Below are 17,932 nucleotides of genomic sequence, written 5' to 3'. Positions count from 1 at the left end.
CGGGGGGCTGCGACGGCGTTCGATCCAATCACTAAACGCGTTCAGGGGAATTGCGATGCTTCGTCACTCTTTGCGGGTGCGCCTGCTGTTGCCGGTGCTGGCCTTGGTGCTGGTCGTGGTGGTGGCACTGACGGTCATTCTGGCCATTACCGAAGCGAATCGGGTCAAGTTCGAGACCGGCGACGCGATCGAGCGCCAGTCGGTGTCCTTGCAGACCCTGTTCTCGGTCACCCGCGCGATGATGCTCGATCGCGTCAATTCCTCCATGCGCCAGCTGCGCAAGGAAGCCAACGCACACGGCGCCGCCAGCGTCGGCAACGAAGTGCGCGTGGGCGAGCGCAGCGCCAACGACCTGCTGCTGGGCCAGAAGGCGCAGGCCAACGTCTTCGACATGCTCGACGAGGTCACCGCCATCCACGAAGGCACCGCCACGCTGTTCTCGCGTACCGGCGATGACTTCGTGCGCATCTCCACCAACGTCAAGAAGGACGACGGCAGCCGCGCCATCGGCACCGTGCTCGATCCCAACGGCCAGGCCGCCGCCAAGCTGCGCAACGGCGAGAGCTTCTACGGCGTGGTCGACATCCTCGGCAACCCGTACGTCACCGGCTACGAGCCGATCTTCGCCGGCAACGACAAGCGCGTGATCGGCGCCTGGTACGTGGGCTACAAAGCCGACACCCAGGCGCTGGAAAACGTGGTCAGCAGCCGTCGCGTGCTCGACTCCGGCTTCATCGCCGTGTTCGACAGCAAGAACAAGCTGCGTTTCCAGTCCACCACCGGTGCCACCACCGACACCGCCACCATCGAGCGGATCGTCAAGGAAACGCCCAACGACTGGGTCGTCACCAAGCAGGAAGTACCCGATTGGGGCTTCACCCTGGTTTCGGCTTATCCCAAGAGCGACGTCAATGGCGTGATCGTGCGCCAGTCGCTGTGGATCGCCGGCATCGGCCTGCTGGTGTGTGCGCTGTTGCTCGGGCTGCAGTGGGCGTTGATCTGGAGCCGCGTGTTGCGCCCGATCCAGCACCTGACCACCGTGGCCGAAGAGCTGAGCCTGGGCAAGTGGAACCACACCATCGACGAGGTCAACCTCAAGGATGAAATTGGTACCCTGGCGCGCGCCATCTCCCGCCTGTCCAACAGTGTCCGGCTGGCCATGGAGCGGCTCAGCAAACGCTGAGCTGCGCGCACCCACTCCGTACCAGATGATGCAAGGAAGACGCCATGTCCACTGAATTCCGTCCGCTGATCGAGGTCCTGCGCGAGCTCAAGGCGCTGGCACTGAAGAAGGCGTCCGGCTTTCTGTTCATCGTCACCGAGGAGAACCACTCCTGCATCATCCGCCTCAACGCCGGGCAGATCGAGGAAGTGGTGTTCCGCATGCTGCGCAACGACGAGGCGGTGCAACGCCTCACCATGGTCAATGCGGCCAAGGCCCGCTTCCAGGCCGATCCCGGCGCCGGCATGGGCAAGCCCTCGCTGCTGAGCGACGACTCGCGCCAGTGGTTGATGGGCGGCTTCGAACAGGATCTGGGTGGTGCGGCGGTTGCAGCGGCCCAGGCACAGGCCGCAGCAACGCCGCTCGCCGCACCGAACGCAGCACCTGCAGGCGCTGGCTCCCCACCCGACGAGCGCGTCCGCGATGCACTGGAAAAAGTCGCGCTGAATTATCTCGGCCCGATCGCGGGTATGCTCTGCGACGAAGCCTGGGACGCATCGAGCGACATCGAACAAGTGCTCAATCAGCTGGGCGCCAACCTCTCCACGCCGCAGGAAACACAGAAGTTCATGGCCGATGCGCGCGTGGCGCTGGCCAAGCTGCGCTGACAGGCAACTGCAGTGGATCCAGGATCAAACCGCGCATTGCGCGGTTTTTTTTTGCGCCCACGCGTGCGGAGATAGCTGAATTATCGCTGGCTAATCCAGACTTTTCACGCTTATGCCATTCAAGAACAAGTCGACGAAATGCCCGATACGCGATTTCGATGATTGGTCATTTTCGACTGCAAGGGAGATGGCAGTCACCACGCAAATGAAGTCCTCATACGTGACGTCGCCACGGATCGCACCCGCGTCCTGCCCGCGCTGAAGCAGCCGTCGCCCTTCCGCGGTGATCGCATGACAGCCGGGCGTCCCACATTGGATAACAGCCCCGATCGAAGCAGCAAGGCTCTGATAAATGCTCGTGTTCCTGGCAAGTTCTTCCAGGTACGCGCGTACCGCCTCGCCTGGAGCAAGGTCTCGGTCGCGCGCACGGCTGGCTTGCGCCAGCGACAGGAAACGCTCGTTGCTGGTCGCGGCTAACAGTGCCTCGCGCGTGGGAAAGCGACGATACAGCGTACCGATGCCGACACCTGCGCGCCTGGCAACTTCCTCGAGCGGGACACCAGCTCCTTTTTCCAGAAAGAGCGCTTCAGCTGCAGAAAGGATGAGTTCCCGATTTTTCTGCGCGTCAGCCCGAAGGGCAGGTTCATCACTCACACGTTTTCCTCCCTCTCTTGTCAAGTGGAGGTTACCTCCATATCATAAGTGGAGCAATCCTCCATATTTGAAAAAGGCGCTGGCAAATGACGAACCGTTTCGAGGACAAAGTGGTGGTGATCACCGGGGGCAGCGACGGCATCGGCCTGGCAACGGCGAAGCTGTTCGCCATGGAAGGCGCGCACGTGTACATCACCGGGCGTCGGCAGGACGCACTTACCGAGGCCGTCAAGGAGATCGGCCACGGAGCAGTCGGTGTGCAAGGCGATGTCACCAATTCCGACGACGTCGCGCGGCTTTACGAACGCATCCAACGCGATCACCACAAGGTCGATGTCGTGTTCGCCAATGCGGGCATCTACGAGGTCGTCCCCCTCGACGCGATCGACGCGACGCATTTCGACACGACCTTCGACGTCAATGTGAAAGGCATGGTGTTCACCGTGCAAAAAGCGCTACCGCTGATGACTGCGGGCAGCGCTATCGTCCTCAACGGCTCCATCGCTGGCAGCAAGGGTCTGCCAGGCCAGTCTCTTTACAACGCCAGCAAGGCCGCGGTGCGCTCGTTTGCCCGAAGCTGGACCACTGACCTCAAGGAGCGAGGCATCCGCGTGAACGTCGTCTCGCCTGGTGGCACGCAAACGCGCCTGATACGCAGCTAACTCGATTCGCAGCCCGAACTTGAAGAGGCGCTGAGCAAGAGTGTTCCACTCGGGCGGCTGGCCGAGCCGAACGAGGTAGCACGGGCAGTCCTCTTCCTGGCCTCCAGCGAGAGCAGCTTTGTCGCCGGCCATGAGCTTTTCGTCGACGGTGGTGTCGCTGCGGTTTAGGCATTGGGCAAGACGCGTGCGGTGCATGGCGATCCTGCGTGCCGAAGCCGTGCTGATCGTGCAGGCATGACTGCGGCTCTGGTCGAAACGCTTCGTCGAGCGCAGGGTATCCCGCTGCGGTCTTGTTTGACGCAAAGGCGTAATGCAGCCCGCGCTTTAGAGGGTGATCCTGGCATCCAGCAACGGCACGAGCGCAGGCCAGCATCCCATCATCCGCGAAGGTCGAACGTAGCTGAGTGCAGCACGCCTCACCCTCCCCCGCCAACGGCGGGGTCCGGGCGCATGCGCACCCGGACTATTTCACCATCATCGATACTTGCGTCATCTTTTCGACGACCGGCGACAGTCACCGAAAACCTGATGTCACTCCCACTCGATCGTCGCCGGCGGCTTGCCGGAGATGTCGTAGACCACGCGCGAGACGCCGCGCAGTTCGTTGATGATGCGGTTGCTCACCGTGCCTAGGAAATCGTACGGCAGGTGCGCCCAGTGCGCGGTCATGAAGTCGATGGTCTCCACCGCGCGCAGTGCGATCACCCATTCGTAGGCGCGTGCATCGCCGACCACACCGACCGACTTGACCGGCAGGAACACCGCAAACGCCTGGCTGGTCTTGTCATACAGATCGGCCTTGCGCAGTTCGTCGATGAAGATCGCATCGGCCTTGGCCAGCAATTCGGCGTATTCGCGCTTCACTTCGCCCAGGATGCGCACGCCCAGGCCCGGGCCCGGGAACGGATGGCGGTACACCATCGTGCGCGGCAGGCCGAGTTCGACACCGAGGCGGCGTACTTCGTCCTTGAACAATTCGCGCAACGGCTCGACCAGGCCCAGCTTCATGTGCTCGGGCAGGCCGCCGACGTTGTGGTGGCTCTTGATCACGTGCGCCTTGCCGGTCTTGCTGCCGGCCGACTCGATCACGTCCGGATAGATCGTGCCCTGCGCCAGCCACTTGGCGTTGGCCAGCTTGTTGGATTCCTCGTCGAAGATATCCACGAACAGGTTGCCGATGATCTTGCGCTTGGCTTCCGGGTCGCTGACGCCTTCGAGCTTGGCAAAGTAACGATCGGCCGCGTTGACGCGGATCACCTTCACGCCCATGTGCTCGGCGAACATCGCCATCACCTGGTCGCCTTCCTGCCAGCGCAGCAGGCCGGTATCGACGAACACGCAGGTCAGCTTGTCGCCAATCGCCTTGTGCAGCAGCGCGGCGACCACCGACGAATCGACGCCACCGGACAGGCCCAGGATCACTTCGTCATCGCCCACCTGCTCGCGCACGCGCGCGATCTGGTCGTCGATGATGTTGGCCGCCGTCCACAGCGTCTGGCAGCCGCAGACATCGACCACGAAGCGGCGCAGCAAGGTCTGGCCCTGCAGCGTGTGGGTGACCTCGGGATGGAACTGCACGCCGTACCAGCGCTTGTCCTCGTTGGACATCGCCGCCACCGGGATGCGGTCGGTCACCGCGGTGACGGTAAAGCCCGGCGGCACCTGCGACACGTGGTCGCCGTGGCTCATCCACACATTGAGACGCGACGCGCCGGCATGATCGGTCAGCCCTGCGAACAAGGCATCGGCGGCCACCACATCGACTTCGGCATGACCGAATTCGCGCTGGTCCGCCGCCTCGGTCGCACCACCCAGCTGCGCTGCCAGCGTCTGCATGCCGTAGCAGATGCCGAACACCGGCAAGCCGCTGTCGAACACTTCCTGCGGCGCGACCGGCGCACCCGGCAAGGTGGTCGACTCGGGACCACCGGACAGGATGATGCCCTTGGCGCCGAAACCGGCGATCTCGGCCGGGTCATGATCCCAGGCCCAGATCTCGCAATACACCCCGATCTCGCGGATGCGCCGCGCAATCAGCTGGGTGTACTGCGCGCCGAAATCGAGGATGAGGATCTTGTCGCTGTGGATGTTGGTCATTGGCGCCGGGATTGGGAATTCGGGATTGGAGATTGGCAACAGCGGGATGGCGGCGATGCGCCCTGCCGAAGGAGATGCGGCGGGCTGCTACGCGTCCCTAATCCCGAATCCCCAATCCCGCGCACGGGCATCAGCCCATGCGGTAATTCGGCGGTTCCTTGGTGATCTGCACGTCGTGAACATGGCTTTCGCGCTGGCCGGCACCGGTGATGGTGACGAACTTCGGCTTGGTGCGCATTTCCTCGATGGTCGCGCAGCCCACGTAGCCCATCGTGGCGCGCAGGCCGCCGATCAGCTGATGGACGATGCCACCGACCGGGCCGCGATACGGCACGCGCCCTTCGATGCCTTCCGGCACCAGCTTGTCGGCATCGCTAGAATCCTGGAAATAGCGGTCCTTGGACCCCTTCTCCATCGCGCCCAGGCTGCCCATGCCGCGGTAGCTCTTGTAGCTGCGGCCCTGGAACAACTCGACCTCGCCCGGTGCTTCCTCGGTGCCGGCGAACAGGCCGCCGACCATCACCGTGGAGGCGCCGGCGACCAGCGCCTTGCCGATGTCGCCGGAGTAGCGGATGCCGCCATCGGCGATCAGCGGAATACGGTCCTGCAGCGCCTCGGCGACCATGTCCACCGCGGTGATCTGCGGCACGCCGACACCGGCGACCACGCGCGTGGTGCAGATCGACCCGGGGCCCACGCCGACCTTGACCGCATCGGCACCGGCGTCCATCAGTGCCAGCGCGGCATCGCCGGTGACGATGTTGCCGCCGATCACCTGCAGCTGCGGATACGCCTTCTTGACCCAGGCCACGCGATCGATCACGCCCTGCGAATGGCCGTGCGCGGTATCGACGATGACCACGTCCACGCCGGCCGCGGCCAGCAGTTCGATGCGCTGCTCGGTGTCGCCGCCCACGCCGACCGCCGCGCCGACCAGCAGGCGCGTGGACCCGTCCTTGGCCGCGTTGGGGTTGTCGGTCTTCTTCTGGATGTCCTTGACCGTGATCAGGCCGCGCAGCTCGAAGCTGTCGTTGACCACCAGGATCTTTTCGATGCGGTTGCGGTGCAGCAGCTCCAGCACTTCCTCGTCACTGGCGCCTTCGCGCACGGTGATCAGGCGATCCTTCTTGGTCATGATGTGGCGGACCGGATCGTCGAGCTTCTTCTCGAAGCGCATGTCGCGGCTGGTGACGATGCCGACCAGTTCGCTGCCATCCACCACCGGCACGCCGGAGATGTTGCGCGCGCGGGTCAGCTTGAGCACCTCGCCGATGGTCGTGTCCGGGCTCACCGTGAACGGCTCGGTGATCACGCCGGATTCGAATTTCTTGACCCGGGCAACTTCGCCCGCTTGCTGCGCAGGGGTCAGATTCTTGTGGATGATGCCGATGCCGCCCAGCTGGGCCATGGCCACCGCCAGCCGGTGCTCGGTCACTGTGTCCATCGCGGCCGAAAGAATCGGCAGTTTCAGGCGCAGATCGCGGGTCAGCCGGGTTTCCAGGCTGACGTCCTTGGGCAGGACGATCGAATGAGCGGGGACGAGGGAAACGTCGTCGTAGGTGAGAGCTTCAGCCTGGATGCGTAGCATCGGCGGACCCGAGTTTGGGGAAGCGCGGCATTTTACCCTGAAAGCCTTCACGAAGACACAACGCGACTGCAATGCAGCGTTACACGCGCCTCAGCCAGCCGCGTCGGCCGCTTCCAGCGTGTTCTGCATCAGCGTGGCGACCGTCATCGGCCCGACTCCACCCGGCACCGGCGTGATCCAGGCCGCACGTTGCACCGCTGCGTCGAAACCGACATCGCCAACCAGGCGGCCGTCGTCCAGCCGATTGATGCCGACATCGATCACCACTGCGCCCGGCTTGACCCATTCGCCCGGAATCAGGCCCGGGCGACCGACTGCCACCACCAGGATGTCGGCATTGCGCACGCTGGCTTCCAGCACCTCGGGCGGGGTGAACTTGTGGCAGCTGGTGACCGTGCAACCGGCGATCAGCAGCTCCAGGCCCATCGGCCGGCCGACGTGATTGCTCACGCCCACGATGGTCGCGTTGCGGCCGCGCACCGGCTGATCGGTGTGCCCCAGCAAGGTCACGATGCCGCGCGGCGTGCACGGACGCAGGCCGAACTCGCGCAGCGCCAGGTGCCCGACATTCTGCGGATGGAAGCCGTCGACGTCCTTGCGCGGATCGATGCGTTGGATCAGGCGATTGGCATCGGGGATGCCCGGCAGCGGCAGCTGGATCAGGATGCCGTGGATCTTGGGGTCGGCATTGAGCTGATCGATCAGCCGCGCCAGTTCGGCCTCGCTGGTGCCCTGCGGCAAATCGTAATCGAAGGCCTCGATGCCAACCTTTTCCGCGGCACGCCGCTTGTTGCGCACATACACCGACGAAGCCGGATCCCCGCCGACCAGCACCACCGCCAGCCCGGGGCGTGTCTTGCCGGCGGCCAGGCGCGCATCCACGCGCAGCTTCAGCCCGTCGAGCAGTTCCTCGGCGATGCGGCGACCATCGAGAAGGCGGGCCGGAGCAGAGGCAGCTGGCGCGGAAACGGTCATGGGGCGTCAGGTGTAGAGTCGAAGGCCGTCTATTGTCCCCGATTCCGTCATGACCGACACCACCTCGACACCCGATTCCATCACCACGTCCATCGAAGCGGCCGCATTTCGCCGTCTGTTGCAGCATCTCAACCAGCAGCGCCCGGATGTGCAGAACATCGATCTGATGATCCTGGCCGGCTTCTGCCGCAACTGCCTGGGCGACTGGTACCGCGAAGCCGCCGAAGCGCACGGCCAGCCGATGAGCAAGGAGCAGGCACGCGAAGCGGTGTACGGCATGCCGTTTGCCGACTGGAAACGGCAGCACCAGAAAGACGCCACGCCCGAGCAACTGGAAGCCTTCGCGGCCGCTCAACGCCGGCACGGCTGAGCCGGTCGACTTGTCAGCTCCGGCCGGCAGCTTGGTGCCGGCCGCTCTATCACCCCAGGTTTTTTCTCGACCAGCCGAGGCAATCCCAGCGCCGAACCCGCTTCGGTGCCCGCCAGCCGCATACGACTCAGTCGCGGGTCACGGCTTCGGGCTGAGTGGCCTGCGGCACCGCATCGGGATTGAGCGTGCGGCTCTCCCGCCGCGGCGGGGTGAACGGCGTGGGCTTGGGCACGGTCGGCGTGAGATTGCCGTACATCAGCCCTGCCACGGCGCCGGCACGCGTGTTGCCGGCCGCAATCTCCAGTTCGAACCGCTCGGCATCGCGCCGCCGGATCTCGCGCGCGATGGTGACCGCCTCGTCCTCGTCCACGCCCAGCTCGACCAGGGCCGCCTGCCCGAACGCCACTGCCGACTCGAAGGTCTCGCGAATCTGATAGTCCACCCCGGCAGCGACCAACTGCAATGAATGCTCACGGTCGAACGAGCGCACCAGCAACCTGGCGTGCGGGAACTCGTGCCTTGCCAGCTCGACGATGCGATTGGCCGCCCCGCGGTTGTCGATGCATATCGCGATCGCGCGTGCGCTATGCGCCCCGGAGGCGTGCAGCACATCGAGCCGGGTGCCGTCGCCATAGTAGATCTTGAAACCGAACTGTTCCGCGCTCTGGATCATCTCGATGTCGTTATCGATGATGGTCACATCCACATCGCGCGCCAGCAGCGACTGGCTGGCAACCTGCCCGAAGCGCCCGAACCCGATGATCAGCACGCTGCCGGTCTGCCCACTGACGGCGTCCACGCCTTCCAGCGACGGCTGGGCGGCCGGCGTCAGCCGTCGCTGCAACAGCACGAACAGCGGCGTCAGCGCCATCGACAACACCACGATTGCCGTCAGGCTGGCGTTGACCTGCGCGTCGATGACGCCAGACGCCGATGCTGCCGCGAACAGCACGAAGGCGAACTCGCCGCCCTGCGCCATCAGCACGCCCCGATCCAGCGCCTGGCGATGGTCGCTGCGCATCAGCCGCGCCACCACGTAGATGCACACGCCCTTGCCGAGCATGAGCGCCAGCACACCGGCCACGATCAGCCGCCAGTCCGCCGCAACCACATGCAGGTCCAGGCTCATGCCGACGCCCAGGAAGAACAGCCCCAGCAGGATGCCGCGGAACGGCTCGATATCCGCCTCGATCTGATGCCGGAAGGTGGATTCCGACAGCAGCACACCGGCCAGAAACGCGCCCATCGCCATCGACAGCCCGCCGACCTGCATCAACAGCGCCGCGCCCAGCACCACCAGCAAGGCCGCCGCCGTCATCACCTCGCGCGCCTTGGACGCGGCCAGGATGCGGAACAAGGGATTGAGCAGCCAGCGCCCCGCCACCACCAGGCCGACGATGCAGGCCAGACCGATGCCGATGTCCTGCCAGCGTTGCGTGGCCACCTGCGGGTCGCCGCTGGCGCCCATCCAGGCCACGATCGCCAGCAGCGGCACGATCAACAGGTCCTCGAACAACAGGATCGCCACGATCTTCTGGCCCGGCGGCAAGGCGACATCGCCCCGCTCTGCCAGCAACTGCATCACCACCGCCGTGGAGGTCAGCACGAAGCCGGATGCGGCCACGAATGCCACCGGCGGCGTGAAGCCGAGCAACAGGCCGATGCCGGTCAGCACCAGCGCGCACACTGCGATCTGCAGCGTCCCCAGGCCGAAGATCTCCTTGCGCAGGCTCCACAGGTGGGACGGCCGCATTTCCAGCCCGATGACGAACAGAAACATCACCACGCCCAACTCGGCCACGTGCAGGATCGCCTGCGGGTCATCGAACAGGCCCAGGCCAAACGGACCGATCGCCAGACCCGCGGCCAGATAACCCAGTACCGAACCCAGGCCCAGACGTCGAAACACCGGGATGGCGACCACGGCAGCGCCCAGCAAGGCCACCACGTTGATCAGTTCGCTGGATTCGGCAGGCTGGCTCATGCCGAGGATTCTAGCCGCAGGCACGTACCACGGACTTGCACCAGCGTGCCACGCTGGCAAAGCCGCCTGACGTGTCGATCAGCCAGCGGCACGGCGTTCTCGCCCGGCGAGGCCCCAAACGACGAACGACGCCGGATGGCGTCGTTCGTGGATGCAGGCGATGGCCAGGCAATCAGCCGCGCGCGTCGGCCTCGGCCAATGCGGTGCGCAGGATTTCCTTGGCCGGCCCGCCATGCTTTTCGTGCTCGAGCGCGAAATGCACGGTGGCCTCGATCAGACCGATATGCGCGCCGCAATCGAAACGACGGCCCTCGAAGCGGTAGGCGTCGACGGTTTCCTGCTGCAGCAGTCCGGCAATCGCATCGGTCAGCTGGATTTCGCCACCGGCACCGGCGCCGGTCTCTTCGAGCAGTTCGAAGATCTTCGGGTTGAGCACATACCGGCCGACCACGGCCAGATTGCTCGGCGCCACTTCCGGCTTGGGCTTTTCGACGATGGCGTTGATGCGCCCCTTGCGACCATCGAACGCATCCGTGGCCACGATGCCGTAGCTGGCGGTCTTGTCGTGCGGCACATCCTCCACGGCGATGACGCTGCCGCCCGAGGCTTCGGCCACATCGGCCATCTGGGTCAGCGCACCGGCACCCCGGTTCCAGATCAGGTCGTCCGGCAGCAACACCGCAAACGGCTCGTCACCGACCACGGCCTTGGCACACAGCACGGCGTGCCCCAGGCCGAGCGCTTCGGCCTGCGTCACGAAAATGGCGCGCACGCCTTCCGGCAAGGCATGCCGCACCAGCTCCAGCTGTTCAAGCTTGCCGGCGCGCTCGAGCTTTTGCTCCAGTTCGTAGGCCTTGTCGAAGTAGTCGGCGATCGAGTGCTTGTAGCGATTGGTCACGAAGATCAGCGTGTCGCAACCGGCCTGGATGGCCTCGTCGACGGCGTACTGGATCAAAGGTTTGTCGATGATTGGCAGCATTTCCTTCGGCACCGTCTTGGTTGCCGGAAGAAAGCGGGTCCCAAGACCTGCGACGGGGAATACGGCCTTGCGAATACGCTTGCTCATTAAAGTCTTCTGACCTCACGTGCGGGGAATGGAACGACCGTATCAGATCGCGCGTCGACTTTCCGTCGAGCAGCCGCAAAATCCGGCATCAGACTGCCCAGCACAGTCTCCATCGCCTTGATGTCGTAACGGTTAACCGCCTCACGCAAGCGCGTCACCAGCTGCAACACCTGCTCGTGCGAGAACTCGCGCACACCGGCTTCCAGAATCTTGGGATGCGCGGTTGGGCGATAGTCTTCGTCGGAATAGAACAGGGTTTCGTGCAGCTTTTCGCCCGGACGCAGGCCGGTATAGAGGATCGCCACATCCTTGCCGGGCTGCTTGCCGGCAAGACGGATCATCTGCTCGGCGAGCAGGCGGATCGGCACCGGCTCGCCCATGTCCAGCGTATAGATCGCGCCATGCGAGGCAGAGGCCGCGGCCTGCACCACCAGCTGGCAGGCTTCCGGAATGGTCATGAAGTAACGCGTCACATCCGGATGGGTCACCGTGACCGGGCCGCCCTGGCGGATCTGCTCACGGAACAACGGCACCACACTGCCGGCCGAATCCAGCACGTTGCCGAAACGCACGGTGATGAAGCGCGTTGGCGCATCGCGCGCGTCCAGGCTCTGGCAGATCATCTCCGCATAGCGCTTGCTCGCGCCCAGCACGTTGACCGGCTCGACTGCCTTGTCGGTGGAGATGAAGACGAAGGTCTCGATGCGTGCGCGCTGGCATGCGCGCGCCACGTTTTCGGTGGCCAGCACGTTGTTGCGTACCGCCTCGCGCAACTGCTCTTCCAGCAGCGGCACCTGCTTGTAGGCGGCGGCATGAAAGACGGCATCCGGCAGCGCGGTGTTCAAGGCATGCGCGACCACCGCCGGGTCGCCACAATCGCCAAGCACGCGCACCACCTCGATATCGGGGAACAACCGACGCAGGTCCGAATCGACGGTCAGCAGCGCCAGCTCATCGATTTCCAGCAGCACGATGCGGCGCGCACCGTGCCGGGCGCACTGGCGGCAGACTTCCGACCCGATCGAACCACCCGCGCCGGTCACCATCACCGTCTTGTTGGTCAACCAGTCGCGAATCAGGCGCCAATCCGGGGTAACCGGCTTGCGGTTGAGCAGGTCCTCGATCGCGACCTCCTTCAACTCGCCGGGCAACGAGCGCCCTTCCAGCACGTTGATCAGCTTGGGCACCATGCGGAACGGCAGCCCGGTACTTTCGCAGATGGCCACCACGCGCTGCATGCCCGAGGCATCCAGCGACGGGATCGCGATGACCAGCAGTTTGGCCGCCGTCTCCTTGGCGATGGCTGCAGCCTGGTCCAGGTTGCCCAGCACATTCAGGCCCTGGATCTTGGCGCCATGCAGATTGTTGGCATCGTCCAGATAGCCGACCGGCACGAATGCGCCGGTGCGGCGCAGATCACGGACCAGACCCTCGGCGGCACGGCCTGCGCCAAGGATCAAGACGCGTTGCGCAGCATCGCCGGAGTGCGCGATCTGGTAATCCTTCCAGGCGCGATACAGCAGCCGCGGCGTGCCCAGCAGCGCCGACAGGGCAAAGGGATAAACCACCAGCACTGACAACGGCACCCCGTCCAGGCGGTCATAGGACAGCGCCAGCACGATCGCGACCAAGCCGAGAAAACTCGACTTGAAGATGTTCCACAAGTCCGGCACCGAGGCGAACCGCCACAGCCCGCGATACAGGCCCATCTTCCAGAACACCAGGCCTTGCGCGACCAGGACCACCGCGGTGCGCCAATCCCATAACGGCAGATCGGGAGCCTCGCGCAGCATGGAGTAGCGGCCTGCATGCAGCAACTGCCAGCACACCCACACCATCAACAGGTCATGCAGCACCACCGCTGCTTGCGGCAGGGCCTTGGTCAAACGGTCACGCCAGGAAATCATAAAAGTCCGTTACTCAGGAATTGCGCAATCCATCGCGCAGGAAGTGCCAGATTGCGGTGGCACCCAGTCCCCATACCAGGGCTCCGGATACCTGCAGCCAAGTTGCATCATGACGAAGTAACACATACAAGCAGACGACGGCGACGCTGAAAGCGAAATAAATACCGGTTACCGGAACGTGCGTCTCAAGCCTGCGTGCCAGACGCTGATAGAGATGTTGGGCGTGTGGCTCCCACCACCGTTGCCCGGCGAGCATGCGAGACAGCAGCGTGAAGCCGGCGTCTACAAGAAATGCTGTCAGTGGCAACCAACTGATCCACCAGCTCACCTGGCCGCTGGCCACCGTCAGCGCCAGCAGCGCAGCCAGCACATATCCCAACGCACCACTGCCGCCATCACCCAGAAAGATGCGCGCACGCGGAAAGTTGAACGGCAAAAATCCCAGGCAGGACGCGGCGACCGCAAGACCGGCCCACGCCCAGGCACCAGGCAAGACCGCAGCAAAGGCCAGCGCGGCCAGGGCCGCCTGGCTGCTGGCCAGGCCGTTGATGCCGTCCATGAAGTTCCAGACGTTGATCAACACTACCGACGCCATGGCGGTGAGCACGCCATCCCAGAGCGTGCCGGTGTAATGGCTGACCAGCCAGCCCAGCATGACCGACGCCAATAGGTGGATCGCAAAACGCAGCCTGGCCGAGAGCGGACGATGGTCGTCCCACCAACCCACGCCGGCCACCAGCACCAGCCCCGCCGCGAACCAACCAAGAATCGGGCCTGCAGCCGGCCAGATCACGCCGGCTGCCACGCACCCGGACAGCAGCGCCGCCACGATTGCCATGCCACCGCCACGTGGGGTCGCGACCACATGGCTGCGGCGTTCACCCGGATGATCGAGCAGCCGCCGATGCAGCGCGTAACGTCGCAACAACCAGGTTCCCAGTGCCGCGACCGTCAGGTGCAACAGACACCACCACAGCCAGGCCTGCGGCATCAGACCACCGCGTAGTTCAACAGCGGCTTGACCGTGCCCCATTCCTTGCAACTCGGGCATTGCCAGTGATGGGTCTTGGCGCCGAAGCCGCAGCGGGTGCAGCGGTAACTCGGGTTGCGCACCAGCAACTGGTCGGTGATGTGCTTGAGGTCCTGCAAGGTGCCGACCGGGTCGCTGCCTTCGGCCAGGGTCAGGTCGATCAACGCCGATTCGCCGCGGACCGAGGGCCGGTCCTTGAGCTGGCGGCCCAGGTAGGCCAACGCAGGTGCCACACCGTCCTGGGCTTCCATCAACTGGGTCAATGCCAGCACCGGGGCGATGCCGCGATAGTGCTCGGTCATCTCGGACAGGAAATTACGTGCGCCGGCGATATCGCCGACCCGGCGATAGGCCGCCATCAATGCGGGAATGATCTCCGGCAGGTATTCCGGATCGTGCCGCGCAGCGCGCTCGAACGCGCGCACTGCCGCTTCGTCGTGTCCGCGCTCGGCTTCGATGCGTCCCTCCAGAATGCCGGCGCGCACCGAGGTGCCATCGGCCTGGTAGGCGCGCGCGATCGCCTGCAATGCTTCGTCGGGCTTGCTCAGGCCACGATAGCGGTCGGCCAGCTCGCACTCGAATTGCGAAATCAGCTTGCCCATCGGCTCGCCGGTGACTTCTTCGTAACGGGTGGCGTTGTCGATCGCCTTTTCCCAGTCGCGCTCGGCCTGATAGATGCCGATCAGGTGACGCAGCGCCTGCGGCGCACGCTGATCCAGTTGCGCCAGTTCGGTGAACACGGTCTCGGCGCGATCCAGCAGGCCGGACTTCATGTAGTCCTCGCCCAGCGCCAGCAAGGCCTGCACGCGCTGCTGATCGGTCAGGTCGGCGCGTTGCACCAGGCCCTGATGCAGCCGGATCGCGCGGTCGACCTCACCGCGGCGACGGAACAAATGCCCCAACGCAACCTGGGTCTCGAAGGTCTCCTTGTCCAGTTCGGCGATGTGCAGAAACAGCTCGATCGCCTTGTCCGGCTGCTCGTTGAGCAGATAGTTCAGGCCACGAAAGTAGGTGCTGGACAGGCGACTGACCTGGGTATCGCCGTGGCGTTGACCACCGCGGCGGCCAACGACCCAGCCCCCCAGCGCTGCCAACGGCACGAACAGGAAGAACCAGATCCACTCGGTCAGAAAGTCCATACGCGCTTACAGTCCATCAAAGGGGCGCGGCTCGACTGCGGCAGGCGCAATGGGCCTGGCGTCGGCGCGACTGACTGCAACCGCCTTGTTGGCCTGGCGCAGTTTGGAATAGAGGGGAATGACCACGCTGACCAGCACCATGCCGGCGCCGATCAACACACCGACCAGCAGCGCGACGATGATCGCGATTCCGGAGGTCGTGTGCACACTGGAGAAAAGGAAGTCGAGGGTGACGTCCTGGGAATTGACCGCACCAATGATCAGACCGACCAGCAGGAAGGCCAACATCACCAGCAAGCGAAACACCTTCATGGCCAGACTCCGTCAAAAGAGGCTTAGCTTAACCGAGCCGACATAAACGCAGCGGCAGAATGACCTCAGTCAGCCGCATCCAGCAGATCGACCGGGACCACGGAGCTGACACGCTCGCGCAATTCCTTGCCAGGCTTGAAATGCGGAACATGCTTGCCCGGCAACGCGACCGACTCGCCGGTCTTCGGATTACGGCCAAGACGTGGCGGGCGGTAATGCAGCGAGAAGCTGCCAAACCCGCGGATTTCGATCCGATCACCATCGGAGAGCGCCTGCCCCATCATTTCCAGCAGCGATTTGACTGCCAGATCCACGTCGTCCGCCTTCAGATGCGCTTGACGTCGCGCCAGGATTTCAATCAATTCGGACTTGGTCATGGGAAGACTTGCTTTTTTCGACTGACACATCGGAATCGGCCCGGGCAAGCCCGGGCCGATCCATCACGCTCTTGCGAGCGCTACGCGCTTACTCGGACTTGTTGCTGTTCAACTGTGCACGCAGCAGCGCGCCCAGCTGGGTCATGCCACCGGATGCGGCCGAAGACTGGTATTCCTCCAGCGTTTCGCGCATTTCGGCATCGTCCTTGGCCTTGATCGACAGCTGCAGGGTGCGGCCCTTGCGGTCCATGCCCACAAACTTGGCTTCGATCTTGTCGCCGACCTTCAGGTGCTGGGTCGCGTCGTCCACACGCTCGTTGGCGATGTCGCGTGCAGCGACGTAGCCTTCGATGCCGTCGGCCAGGTCGATCGTGGCGCCCTTGGCATCCACTTCACGCACCACGCCTTCGACCTTCGAACCCTTCGGGTTGGACGCCATGTACTGGCCGAACGGATCCTGCTCCAGCTGCTTGACGCCCAGGCTGATGCGCTCACGTTCCGGATCGACTGCCAGCACAACGGCTTCCAGCGTGTCGCCCTTCTTGTAGTTGCGCACGACATCTTCGCCGGTGGTGTTCCAGCTGATGTCGGACAGGTGGACCAGGCCGTCGATGCCGCCGTCCAGACCGATGAAGATGCCGAAGTCGGTGATCGACTTGATCTGGCCGGACACCTTGTCGTTCTTCTTGTGGGTGGCAGCGAAGGTTTCCCACGGATTGGCGGCAACCTGCTTCATGCCCAGCGAGATGCGGCGACGCTCCTCGTCGACATCCAGCACCATCACTTCGACTTCGTCACCCACCTGCACAACCTTGGACGGGTTGACGTTCTTGTTGGTCCAATCCATCTCGGAGACGTGCACCAGACCTTCGACGCCCGGCTCGATCTCGACGAATGCGCCGTAGTCGGTGACGTTGGAGACCTTGCCGAACACGCGGCTGTTGGCCGGGTAACGACGTGCGATGTTGTCCCACGGATCTTCGCCCAGCTGCTTCAGGCCGAGGCTGACGCGGTTACGCTCGCGATCGAACTTCAGCACGCGCACGTCCAGCTCGTCGCCGACGTTGACGACTTCGGACGGATGGCGCACGCGCTTCCAGGCCATGTCGGTGATGTGCAGCAGGCCGTCGATACCGCCCAGGTCCACGAACGCGCCGTAATCGGTCAGGTTCTTGACGACACCCTTCAGGATCGCGCCTTCCTGCAGCTTGTCCATCAGCTGCTCGCGCTCTTCCGAGTGCTCGCTCTCGACCACGGCACGACGCGAGACCACCACGTTGTTGCGCTTGCGGTCCAACTTGATCAGCTTGAACTCGAGTTCCTTGCCTTCCAGGTAGGCCGGGTCGCGCACCGGGCGCACATCCACCAGCGAACCAGGCAGGAACGCGCGGACATCCTTGATGTCCACGGTGAAACCACCCTTGACCTTGCCACTGATGCGGCCGGTGATGGTTTCGTTCTTTTCCAACGCCTCTTCCAGCTCGTCCCACACCATTGCGCGCTTGGCCTTCTCGCGCGACAGCACGGTCTCACCGAAGCCGTTCTCGATGGAATCGAGGGCAACCTTGACCTGGTCGCCTACGCCGACATCGATCTCGCCAGCGTCATTACGGAACTGCTCGATCGGCACGATGCCTTCGGACTTCAGGCCAGCGTTGATCACCACCACGTCGCCGCGCACTTCCACGACGGTACCGGTGACAATGGAGCCCGGCTTCAGCTTCGCCAGATTGGCTTGACTGGCTTCGAACAGTTCAGCAAAAGATTCTGTCATTTGAATTTTACTCAGTTGAACACACGGGCGTTGATCGTCGATTGCGACAGATGCCAAGCGCCCAGCCTGTTGGTCGACTCCGGACAGCGAGTCGGTTAAGTAGTAGTAGAACCGCCACACGGGATGTGCGACGGAGCCTTGGAACGCCTTACGGTCGGCGGGACATG

Annotated in this window: 15 protein-coding genes and 1 pseudogene; 4 read left to right on the top strand and 12 right to left on the bottom strand. The window is 64.0% G+C overall.

Going from position 1 to position 17,932, the window contains the following annotated elements:
- Positions 1–55: 55 nt before the first annotated feature.
- Together AC1KVE_RS04550 and AC1KVE_RS04545 are read left to right on the top strand one after the other, a co-directional pair.
- On the top strand, positions 56–1,183 hold the full coding sequence (locus tag AC1KVE_RS04550; protein WP_024939196.1) for a Cache 3/Cache 2 fusion domain-containing protein: 1,128 nt from the start codon (positions 56–58) through the stop codon (positions 1,181–1,183).
- Between the two features lie 44 nt (positions 1,184–1,227).
- Entirely contained in the window at positions 1,228–1,830 is a 603-nt protein-coding gene (locus AC1KVE_RS04545) for a DUF8082 domain-containing protein (RefSeq protein WP_065031541.1), read from the top strand.
- A gap of 90 nt (positions 1,831–1,920) precedes the next feature.
- Here the strand turns inward: AC1KVE_RS04545 and AC1KVE_RS04540 are convergent, their stop codons facing one another.
- Positions 1,921–2,484, bottom strand: coding sequence for a TetR/AcrR family transcriptional regulator (locus tag AC1KVE_RS04540; protein WP_024939198.1), 564 nt, complete (start codon positions 2,482–2,484; stop codon positions 1,921–1,923).
- Between the two features lie 86 nt (positions 2,485–2,570).
- Here AC1KVE_RS04540 and AC1KVE_RS04535 point away from each other — a divergent pair.
- A pseudogene (locus tag AC1KVE_RS04535) lies at positions 2,571–3,314 on the top strand (SDR family NAD(P)-dependent oxidoreductase).
- A gap of 363 nt (positions 3,315–3,677) precedes the next feature.
- Here AC1KVE_RS04535 and guaA read toward each other — a convergent pair.
- The 3 genes from guaA to folD form a co-directional block, all read right to left on the bottom strand.
- Positions 3,678–5,243: a glutamine-hydrolyzing GMP synthase gene (guaA, locus tag AC1KVE_RS04530; protein WP_039521782.1), complete on the bottom strand. Its 1,566-nt coding sequence runs from the start codon at positions 5,241–5,243 to the stop codon at positions 3,678–3,680.
- Between the two features lie 130 nt (positions 5,244–5,373).
- Positions 5,374–6,831 (bottom strand): IMP dehydrogenase, encoded by a 1,458-nt coding sequence (guaB, locus tag AC1KVE_RS04525; protein WP_016903541.1) that lies wholly within the window; start codon positions 6,829–6,831, stop codon positions 5,374–5,376.
- Positions 6,832–6,921: 90 nt separating this feature from the next.
- The gene (gene folD, locus AC1KVE_RS04520; protein WP_039521785.1) at positions 6,922–7,806 is read right to left on the bottom strand and encodes a bifunctional methylenetetrahydrofolate dehydrogenase/methenyltetrahydrofolate cyclohydrolase FolD; all 885 of its coding nucleotides are present in this window, start codon (positions 7,804–7,806) and stop codon (positions 6,922–6,924) included.
- A 49-nt stretch (positions 7,807–7,855) separates the two neighbouring features.
- Here folD and AC1KVE_RS04515 point away from each other — a divergent pair, with 49 nt between their 5' ends.
- Complete coding sequence (locus AC1KVE_RS04515; RefSeq protein WP_046342931.1) at positions 7,856–8,176, top strand: DUF1244 domain-containing protein; 321 nt, start codon at positions 7,856–7,858, stop codon at positions 8,174–8,176.
- A 127-nt stretch (positions 8,177–8,303) separates the two neighbouring features.
- Here the strand turns inward: AC1KVE_RS04515 and AC1KVE_RS04510 are convergent, their stop codons facing one another.
- The 8 genes from AC1KVE_RS04510 to rpsA all read right to left on the bottom strand — a co-directional run bounded on the left by AC1KVE_RS04510 (position 8,304) and on the right by rpsA (position 17,765).
- Positions 8,304–10,160, bottom strand: coding sequence for a monovalent cation:proton antiporter-2 (CPA2) family protein (locus AC1KVE_RS04510; RefSeq protein ID WP_184456044.1), 1,857 nt, complete (start codon positions 10,158–10,160; stop codon positions 8,304–8,306).
- Between the two features lie 172 nt (positions 10,161–10,332).
- A complete protein-coding gene (gene galU, locus AC1KVE_RS04505) occupies positions 10,333–11,226 on the bottom strand; it encodes a UTP--glucose-1-phosphate uridylyltransferase GalU (protein ID WP_016903544.1) in 894 nt (297 codons plus the stop codon).
- Positions 11,226–13,133: a polysaccharide biosynthesis protein gene (locus AC1KVE_RS04500; protein WP_024939212.1), complete on the bottom strand. Its 1,908-nt coding sequence runs from the start codon at positions 13,131–13,133 to the stop codon at positions 11,226–11,228. The genes galU and AC1KVE_RS04500 overlap by 1 nt, the downstream gene beginning before the upstream one ends.
- A gap of 13 nt (positions 13,134–13,146) precedes the next feature.
- On the bottom strand, positions 13,147–14,124 hold the full coding sequence (locus AC1KVE_RS04495; protein ID WP_481091842.1) for an MraY family glycosyltransferase: 978 nt from the start codon (positions 14,122–14,124) through the stop codon (positions 13,147–13,149).
- Positions 14,124–15,302 carry a lipopolysaccharide assembly protein LapB gene (gene lapB, locus AC1KVE_RS04490; RefSeq protein ID WP_016903547.1) on the bottom strand — a complete coding sequence of 393 codons (1,179 nt, stop codon included), beginning with the start codon at positions 15,300–15,302 and terminating at the stop codon, positions 14,124–14,126. The genes AC1KVE_RS04495 and lapB overlap by 1 nt, the downstream gene beginning before the upstream one ends.
- Before the next feature lie 6 nt (positions 15,303–15,308).
- Entirely contained in the window at positions 15,309–15,614 is a 306-nt protein-coding gene (locus tag AC1KVE_RS04485; RefSeq protein ID WP_024939214.1) for a lipopolysaccharide assembly protein LapA domain-containing protein, read from the bottom strand.
- Between the two features lie 65 nt (positions 15,615–15,679).
- Positions 15,680–15,991 (bottom strand): integration host factor subunit beta, encoded by a 312-nt coding sequence (locus AC1KVE_RS04480; RefSeq protein WP_016903549.1) that lies wholly within the window; start codon positions 15,989–15,991, stop codon positions 15,680–15,682.
- 88 nt (positions 15,992–16,079) lie between these two features.
- On the bottom strand, positions 16,080–17,765 hold the full coding sequence (rpsA, locus tag AC1KVE_RS04475; protein WP_016903550.1) for a 30S ribosomal protein S1: 1,686 nt from the start codon (positions 17,763–17,765) through the stop codon (positions 16,080–16,082).
- Positions 17,766–17,932 lie beyond the last annotated feature (167 nt).

Source organism: Xanthomonas sp. NCPPB 2864, from assembly GCF_056675615.1.
This window is presented reverse-complemented; position numbering and strand designations above follow the sequence as displayed.

Coding starts and splice junctions, on each gene's coding strand:
- AC1KVE_RS04550 (WP_024939196.1), top strand. CDS start 56: ATGCTTCGTCACTCTTTGCGGGTGCGCCTGCTGTTGCCGGTGCTGGCC.
- AC1KVE_RS04545 (WP_065031541.1), top strand. CDS start 1,228: ATGTCCACTGAATTCCGTCCGCTGATCGAGGTCCTGCGCGAGCTCAAG.
- guaA (WP_039521782.1), bottom strand. CDS start 5,243: ATGACCAACATCCACAGCGACAAGATCCTCATCCTCGATTTCGGCGCG.
- guaB (WP_016903541.1), bottom strand. CDS start 6,831: ATGCTACGCATCCAGGCTGAAGCTCTCACCTACGACGACGTTTCCCTC.
- folD (WP_039521785.1), bottom strand. CDS start 7,806: ATGACCGTTTCCGCGCCAGCTGCCTCTGCTCCGGCCCGCCTTCTCGAT.
- AC1KVE_RS04515 (WP_046342931.1), top strand. CDS start 7,856: ATGACCGACACCACCTCGACACCCGATTCCATCACCACGTCCATCGAA.
- AC1KVE_RS04510 (WP_184456044.1), bottom strand. CDS start 10,160: ATGAGCCAGCCTGCCGAATCCAGCGAACTGATCAACGTGGTGGCCTTG.
- galU (WP_016903544.1), bottom strand. CDS start 11,226: ATGAGCAAGCGTATTCGCAAGGCCGTATTCCCCGTCGCAGGTCTTGGG.
- AC1KVE_RS04500 (WP_024939212.1), bottom strand. CDS start 13,133: ATGATTTCCTGGCGTGACCGTTTGACCAAGGCCCTGCCGCAAGCAGCG.
- AC1KVE_RS04495 (WP_481091842.1), bottom strand. CDS start 14,124: ATGCCGCAGGCCTGGCTGTGGTGGTGTCTGTTGCACCTGACGGTCGCG.
- lapB (WP_016903547.1), bottom strand. CDS start 15,302: ATGGACTTTCTGACCGAGTGGATCTGGTTCTTCCTGTTCGTGCCGTTG.
- AC1KVE_RS04485 (WP_024939214.1), bottom strand. CDS start 15,614: ATGAAGGTGTTTCGCTTGCTGGTGATGTTGGCCTTCCTGCTGGTCGGT.
- AC1KVE_RS04480 (WP_016903549.1), bottom strand. CDS start 15,991: ATGACCAAGTCCGAATTGATTGAAATCCTGGCGCGACGTCAAGCGCAT.
- rpsA (WP_016903550.1), bottom strand. CDS start 17,765: ATGACAGAATCTTTTGCTGAACTGTTCGAAGCCAGTCAAGCCAATCTG.